This window comes from Novosphingobium sp. ERN07 (assembly GCF_012641335.1).
GTDB lineage: Bacteria > Pseudomonadota > Alphaproteobacteria > Sphingomonadales > Sphingomonadaceae > Novosphingobium.
Genome location: NZ_JABAID010000022.1, coordinates 50,223 through 56,458, shown reverse-complemented (window position 1 = coordinate 56,458; position 6,236 = coordinate 50,223). Strand labels below are relative to the sequence as shown.

The following is a 6,236-nucleotide window of genomic DNA, read 5'->3' as shown; positions in this document are numbered from 1 at the left end:
GAGAGCATCATGCCCGACGCGCTTGTGCAGGCGTCCGGGCCATCGTATTTAACCGCTGGACTCTCGTTATGATCGAGGGACTGCCGGGGGGCAGGTCACAAGCTGTCGCACAGTCGGGCCTTCATCGTCAGGGCCTACCTGCTCCAGACCCACGAGATGCTGTTCGATGCCCTGACCCAGGCGTTCAGGGTGCTGGGCGGAGTGCCTCGGCGCGGGATCTTCGACAACATGAAGACCGCGGTCGACCGGATCGGCGCCGGCAAGGTGCGCCAGGTCAACGCCCGGTTCTCGGCGCTGGCCAGCCATTACCTGTTCGAACCGGAGTTCTGTAATCCTGCCGCCGGATGGGAGAAGGGTCAGGTCGAGAAGAACGTCCAGGATGCCCGGCGCCGGCTGTGGCAGCCTTTACCCTCCTTCCCTGACCTTGCGGCGCTCAATGCCTGGCTCGAGCAGCGCTGCATCGAGCAATGGGGCGAGATTCAGCATGGCATCATGCCCGGGACGATCGCCGATGCCTGGGCCGACGAGGTCGCCAGCCTGATGCCGCTGGGGCGCACCTTCGATGGCTTCGTCGAGCATGCCAAGCGGGTCTCGCCGACTTGCCTCGTGCACTTCGAGCGCAACCGGTACAGCGTGCCGGCCTCCTTCGCCAATCGCCCGGTCAGCCTGCGCGTCTATCCGGACCGGATCGTCGTAGCGGCCGAGGGTCGGGTTCTGTGCGAGCATGAACGGATCATCGAGCGGTCCCATCATCTGCCCGGACGGACGGTCTACGACTGGCGTCACTACCTGGCGGTGATCCAGCGCAAACCCGGAGCCCTGCGCAATGGCGCTCCGTTCCAGGAGATGCCCGAGGCCTTCCGCCAGTTGCAGGGCCATTTGCTGAAGCGCCCGGGTGGTGACCGGGAGGTAGCCGAGATTCTCGCCCTGGTCCTTCAGCACGATGAACAGGCCGTCCTCAGCGCGGTCGAACTCGCACTGGACGCCGGCGTGCCGACCAAGACCCACGTGCTCAACCTTCTGCACCGGCTGACCGACGGCAAGACTGGCACACCACCGAAGATCGATGCGCCGCAGGCCCTGACCCTGCGGCGCGAACCCAAGGCCAACGTCGAGCGCTACGATGCGCTGCGCAGCAGGGAGAACGCCCGTGCGTCATGATCCTGCCAGCGCTGCCGTCGTGGTCATGCTGCGTGGCCTCAAGATGTACGGCATGGCCCAGGCCGTTGCGGACCTCATCGAACAAGGCGCACCAGCGATCGATGGCGCCGTGCCGATCCTGTCGCAGCTGCTCAAAGCCGAGGTGGCCGAGCGCGAGGTTCGTTCGATCGCCTACCAGACCAAGGCGGCCCGCTTCCCGGCCTACAAGGACCTCACCGGCTTCGATTTTGCTTCCAGCGAGATCAACGATGCCATGGTCTGCCAGCTCCATCGCGGCGACTTCATCGACGGGGCCAACAACGTCGTTCTGATCGGTGGGCCCGGCACCGGCAAGACCCACATAGCCACGGCCCTCGGGATCCAGGCCGTCGAGCATCATCGCAAGAAGGTGCGGTTCTTCGCCACCGTCGACCTGGTCAATGCCCTCGAGCAGGAGAAGGTGCTGAACCGGGCCGGGCAGCTCGCCGATCGGCTGCTCCGCCTCGATCTCGTGATCCTCGACGAGCTCGGCTACCTCCCGTTCAGCTCATCGGGCGGTGCGCTCCTGTTCCACCTGCTCAGCAAGCTCTACGAGCGCACCAGTGTCATCATCACCACCAACCTGAGCTTCTCCGAGTGGGCCGGGGTGTTCGGCGATGCCAAGATGACTACCGCGCTGCTCGATCGCCTCCCCCATCACTGCCACATCCTGGAGACCGGAAACGACAGCTTCCCCTTCAGGGCCAGCAGCGCCGCCCCACCCAAGACACGAAAGGAAAAATCACCCGCTTGACCCCACCCCCGCATCGGGGGACACATATCCAACCGGGTCAATTCTCAATGGAAATCCCGGGTCACTTCTCAGTGGCAATCAACAATATGCTTATTTTGTGAAGTTAAGTCGCGCTTCCCTGCTTTTCGCCTTACTATGTGCGCTATGTGGCTGTGTCGCACGGCCTTCTTCTCTGGCCTCGGTTCCTTCCACGAAGACGATCATGGCCATCGAAAGTGGATATGCTTTGGCTCAAAATCTGACTGTCGTCGGGGTAGCGGACGCGGCTTCGATGAACAGAGCCTCTCGGGTGAAAGTGCGCAAAACTGCCTGCGCTCGTGAAGGGGATGTGGCGGTTTGCATGTACGAGGCAGATCACTGCCTTGAGGGCGAATCCGATGCGGACGGCGATGGCTGGTGTCGGCCACCTGCTCGATCCGCCGCGCGACCATACGGCCCGCTTCGAGCACCACCGCCTGCCGCCCCGCCTTGCTCGCCTTGCCAGGGTCGGTGGCGGGGGCCTTCGCCACATCGTGCCACGCGCCCTCGGCATCACGCATGGCATTGGCCTTCATGGCAAAGCGCAGGGTATCGCGGTTAACCTGCTGGAGCAGGCCGCCGCCCATCCCGAAGACGATGTTGTCGATGGCAAAGCCTTCCTCGATCAGCCGGTCAATCAGCCGGGCGATGGAGCTAGGCGTCATTCCATCGCCCTGGATCACGCGCACGTGTGGGTCGAGCACGCGGTAGCCCTTGGCGTTGATGGTGCCGCCGAAGGCGTCCCAAAGCGTCTTGATCGTGCGCACCGGAGTTTCCACCGGATCGCCGCTGTCGGGCCGAAGCACCAGCGTCCCCTTGCGGGTCATCACTTTATCGCGAAGGCTTCCGCCCCAGATGCCGGTCAGTGCAGCATCCAGATCGTAGCTGTCCGACACGACCGCCACCAACTTGCCCACGCCCTCGAAGGCGTCGAGCATGTTGGCATAGGCCGCTTCCTCGCGCGCTCTTCCCCAGCTGGTCATCGTGCTGTGTTCGGCCGCCGGGATCGAGAAACCGGCCATGTCTGCACCATAATAGTGGCGCGCAGCGATCAGGCCTTCCATGGTGTCGGTGCCCATGAAGTTGACGAGGTGCGCCATGCCTCCCAGCCCTGCGCTCTCGCCGCTGCTGGTGCCGCGCGCACCGAAATCATGCAGCTTGAACGGCAGTTGGCCGAGGGCGTCCTCGCTGGTCTTCTCCAGCCCTGCACGGATTATCAGGCGGCACTGGCGGCTGAGCGTGGCGACTGTGGTCGGATACCAGATCGCGCGGAGCAATGCGGTCTCGATGAAGGTCGCGAGCCACGGCAGGCGCGGATCGGTGGTCTCGACCTGCACCATGGGCACGCCGGTCGGCACGATCATGCCTTCGGGCAGGGCGCGGATCTCGATCGGCAGGTATCCGCCATGCTCGTCGAGCACGATCTGCCAGCCTTCGCGGTTGAAGGGAACACCGTGCGCGCCACAGATCGCCTCGGCCTCGTCGATGTCGGCTTGCTTGATCGGCCGTTCTAGCCGGTCGATCAGGTAGGGCTGCAGGCCCATGAACAGCACTTCATCGGCAAAGTCGTTTGGCCGCGCCTCAATATAGGCGCTGATCGCACGCGCCTCGGGCGGGTACTGCAGGAAGTGGCTCTGCTTGTAGCTGTCTGTCGCCAGGATCAGGTTGGTCATGATGTGAACTCCTCACATGGTCGCCGGATGCAGGACTCCCCTGCGCGGCGGGTCGTTTTTCAAAGATCGGCCATTTCCTCGATGATGGCCCAGTGGTCCTCGAACAGCATTTCAGGCGAAAGATCGCCGAAGCGGTACCATTGCGCATGGGCCGCATCGTCGCCGCCCTTCACGCTGAACAGCTTGCGACGTTCGGGCAGGCGGAAAAGGAATGCGTGGGTGATGATCCGCCCGCGCATGGACCGGTTCGGCGCATCGAACACCCGCGTGCGAGCATCCTCGATAAAGCTGGCGAGCATGGCAGGCGGGATCTGACCCTTGCCGTCGCTGATCGCGGTTTCCTCGCGCAGTTCACGGATCGCCGCATCGCGGATGCGCTCAGCCGGATTGACGAAGCCGCCTGGCAGGGCGAGCAGCCCTTTGCCCGGCGCGCGTCCTCGCTCGACCAGCAAAATGTGGCCCGACTGGACGACCACCGCATCGGCGGTGACGAAGGGCCCCTTCCCCCACTGCGCCGGATAGGCAGCGAGAAACTCGGCTTCTTCAAGCAATGCCTTGAACATATCGCCCAGCATGAATTCGCGCAGGAAGTCGGCAACGCCCGCAGAGAGGATGCTGGCGGGCACTTCGGCGATACGCTGGAAGTAGCGCACGCGCACATCGCTTGACGAGAAGGTGCCGTACTGGCTGTCGACCTGCAGGTTCTCCCATTCTGGGAAGAGCTTGAGGTAAAAGGACGAGGCATCTTTGCCATAACCTGTCAGCGCCACGCGGAAATCACGCAGGCCGTGGTTCTGGAAGCCGTGACCGTTGCCATGCTCCAGCACCAAAGCACGCACCGTGCGCTGGACCTGCACGACCCACGCGGTGTCGGAATAAACGTGATCGTCGATCGGCGCGATGATCAGGCGGCCTTGCGCCACTTCATGCCGGAAAGCGGAGCGCAGCATGGCCTCACGCTCGTCATACGTGAAAGGATTGCGCGGATCGCGGGCGACATTGGCCGATCCCACCAGCACGATCAGCCGCTCGACCTGTTCGAGCGTGCGCGCGATGACGTGTTCGTGGCCGACGTGCAGTGGCTGAAAGCGTCCAATAAAGACGCCGAAATCAAACTTGCTCATATCCGAGGCTCCCCCAGATCATCAAAGCGAGGCGGCCTCCCCGACTCACACCAACCTTATATGCGCTAGACTTATATTTAGTAAAGATATAAGTATGGTTGTATGAGCTACCCACCCTTCGCCGTCACCGTCGACCTCGTACTGATGACCATTGGCGATGGCACTCTGTCAGTCCTGCTCCAGCGCCGGGCTGAGGAGCCTTTTGCCGATCGGCTCGCACTGCCGGGCGGGTTCGTCAGTCTTGACGAAACGCTGGATCGCGCAGCGCGGCGTGTGCTGGCGGACAAGGCAGGACTTGCCGCCCAGGACAGCGCCTGGCTTGAGCAGCTCTACACCTTCGGCGATCCGCAGCGCGATCTGCGGATGCGCACGGTCAGCGTCGCCTACTTCGCTCTGCTCCCGCATGCAGTGTTGGAAGGGGCCGTGGCATCGCGTTCAGATCTAGCGCTTCTCCCGGTTACCGACCCCAGAGAGTCACTGGCCTTCGATCACTCCGCCATCATCGCCGCCGCGCACGAACGGCTCCGAGGCAAGCTGGCCTACGCGCCTGTCGCCTTTGCGTTGCTGCCGGACCTGTTCACGCTGCGTGACCTGCAAACCGTGCACGAAGCTATCACCGGCACCACCTTCAACAAGCCCGCCTTCCGTCGCAGGATGCTCGACACCGGCTGGATCGAGGCCACCGGTCAGCGCGAAAGCGACACGCCGTTCCGACCGGCTGAGCTGTATCGTCTGCGGTCATAGGTGATGATCAGGTCAAGATCCCCACTGCCTCCTGCACCCGCTGCCAGGCTGCATCGGCTGGGGATTTCTCACCGAGAATGGCGAATGTGCCGTTCATAGCAAAAACACAGTGCCCATGGACGGTTGCGAGAAGCGACCGGGTCAGCGGTTCGGCTTCGTCTTGCCGGGCAGGGGGCAAGGCTTCGCGCACCTCGGCCACGACGATATCGAAGATCGCGCGCACTTCGGCCTGATACCTTTCGGGCGGGACGGTGTCTTCCGGCAGACGGAAATCGTAGATAGCTGCCCATGCGTGCCGGTGCGATGTTGCAAATTCGAAGTAGGCGGCGATCGCCTGACGCAACCTGTCCTGCTGCACATCGACAAGTCGGCGCACCAGATGATCGCGCCAGAGTGCGAGGGTGCGCCCGTTGATCGCCAGAATCAGCGCGTCGTAGCTACCGAACACATTGTAGATCGTGCCGATCGAATAGCCGATGCGCTTGGCGACCTCGCGCGCAGAGAAGTGCGCAAACCCGACCTCTTCCATGTGGCGATGCCCGGCGGCGACAGCGATTTCCCGCAATTCGTCGCGACTGTGATCCGATCTGCGTCCCATAGGAGCCAGACTGTAGGCGTTATACTGAACACTGTCCAATATATCAATTGAACAGTGTATATTTTTGAGTTATCCCTGCGATTCGAGGAAGGGGACCAAGGGTAAGTCCGGCTCTTAACCTCGCCGGAACCCATGGTCCGGTATGG

At 62.8% G+C, this 6,236-nt stretch carries 5 protein-coding genes and 1 pseudogene; 3 read left to right on the top strand and 3 right to left on the bottom strand.

From position 1 onward, the window contains the following. Window positions 1–99 precede the first annotated feature (99 nt). A pseudogene (gene istA, locus HGI47_RS19305) lies at window positions 100–1,161 on the top strand (IS21 family transposase); the annotation flags it as partial. Then, the gene (gene istB / locus HGI47_RS19300) at window positions 1,151–1,933 is read left to right on the top strand and encodes an IS21-like element helper ATPase IstB (RefSeq protein ID WP_168854407.1); all 783 of its coding nucleotides are present in this window, start codon (window positions 1,151–1,153) and stop codon (window positions 1,931–1,933) included. The pseudogene istA and the gene istB, both read left to right, overlap by 11 nt. 200 nt (window positions 1,934–2,133) lie before the next feature. Here istB and HGI47_RS19295 read toward each other — a convergent pair whose 3' ends face one another. Together HGI47_RS19295 and HGI47_RS19290 are read right to left on the bottom strand one after the other, a co-directional pair. Next, a complete protein-coding gene (locus HGI47_RS19295; RefSeq protein ID WP_168854406.1) occupies window positions 2,134–3,624 on the bottom strand; it encodes a nicotinate phosphoribosyltransferase in 1,491 nt (496 codons plus the stop codon). Window positions 3,625–3,683: 59 nt separating this feature from the next. Then, window positions 3,684–4,748, bottom strand: coding sequence for a bifunctional nicotinamide-nucleotide adenylyltransferase/Nudix hydroxylase (locus HGI47_RS19290; protein WP_168854405.1), 1,065 nt, complete (start codon window positions 4,746–4,748; stop codon window positions 3,684–3,686). 102 nt (window positions 4,749–4,850) lie between these two features. Here HGI47_RS19290 and HGI47_RS19285 point away from each other — a divergent pair, with 102 nt between their 5' ends. After that, window positions 4,851–5,492, top strand: a complete 642-nt coding sequence (locus tag HGI47_RS19285; RefSeq protein WP_144908064.1) for an NUDIX domain-containing protein — start codon at window positions 4,851–4,853, stop codon at window positions 5,490–5,492. Between the two features lie 7 nt (window positions 5,493–5,499). On the opposite strand, the gene HGI47_RS19280 is transcribed toward HGI47_RS19285, so the two are convergent. Next, a complete protein-coding gene (locus tag HGI47_RS19280) occupies window positions 5,500–6,090 on the bottom strand; it encodes a TetR/AcrR family transcriptional regulator (RefSeq protein ID WP_168854404.1) in 591 nt (196 codons plus the stop codon). Window positions 6,091–6,236 lie beyond the last annotated feature (146 nt).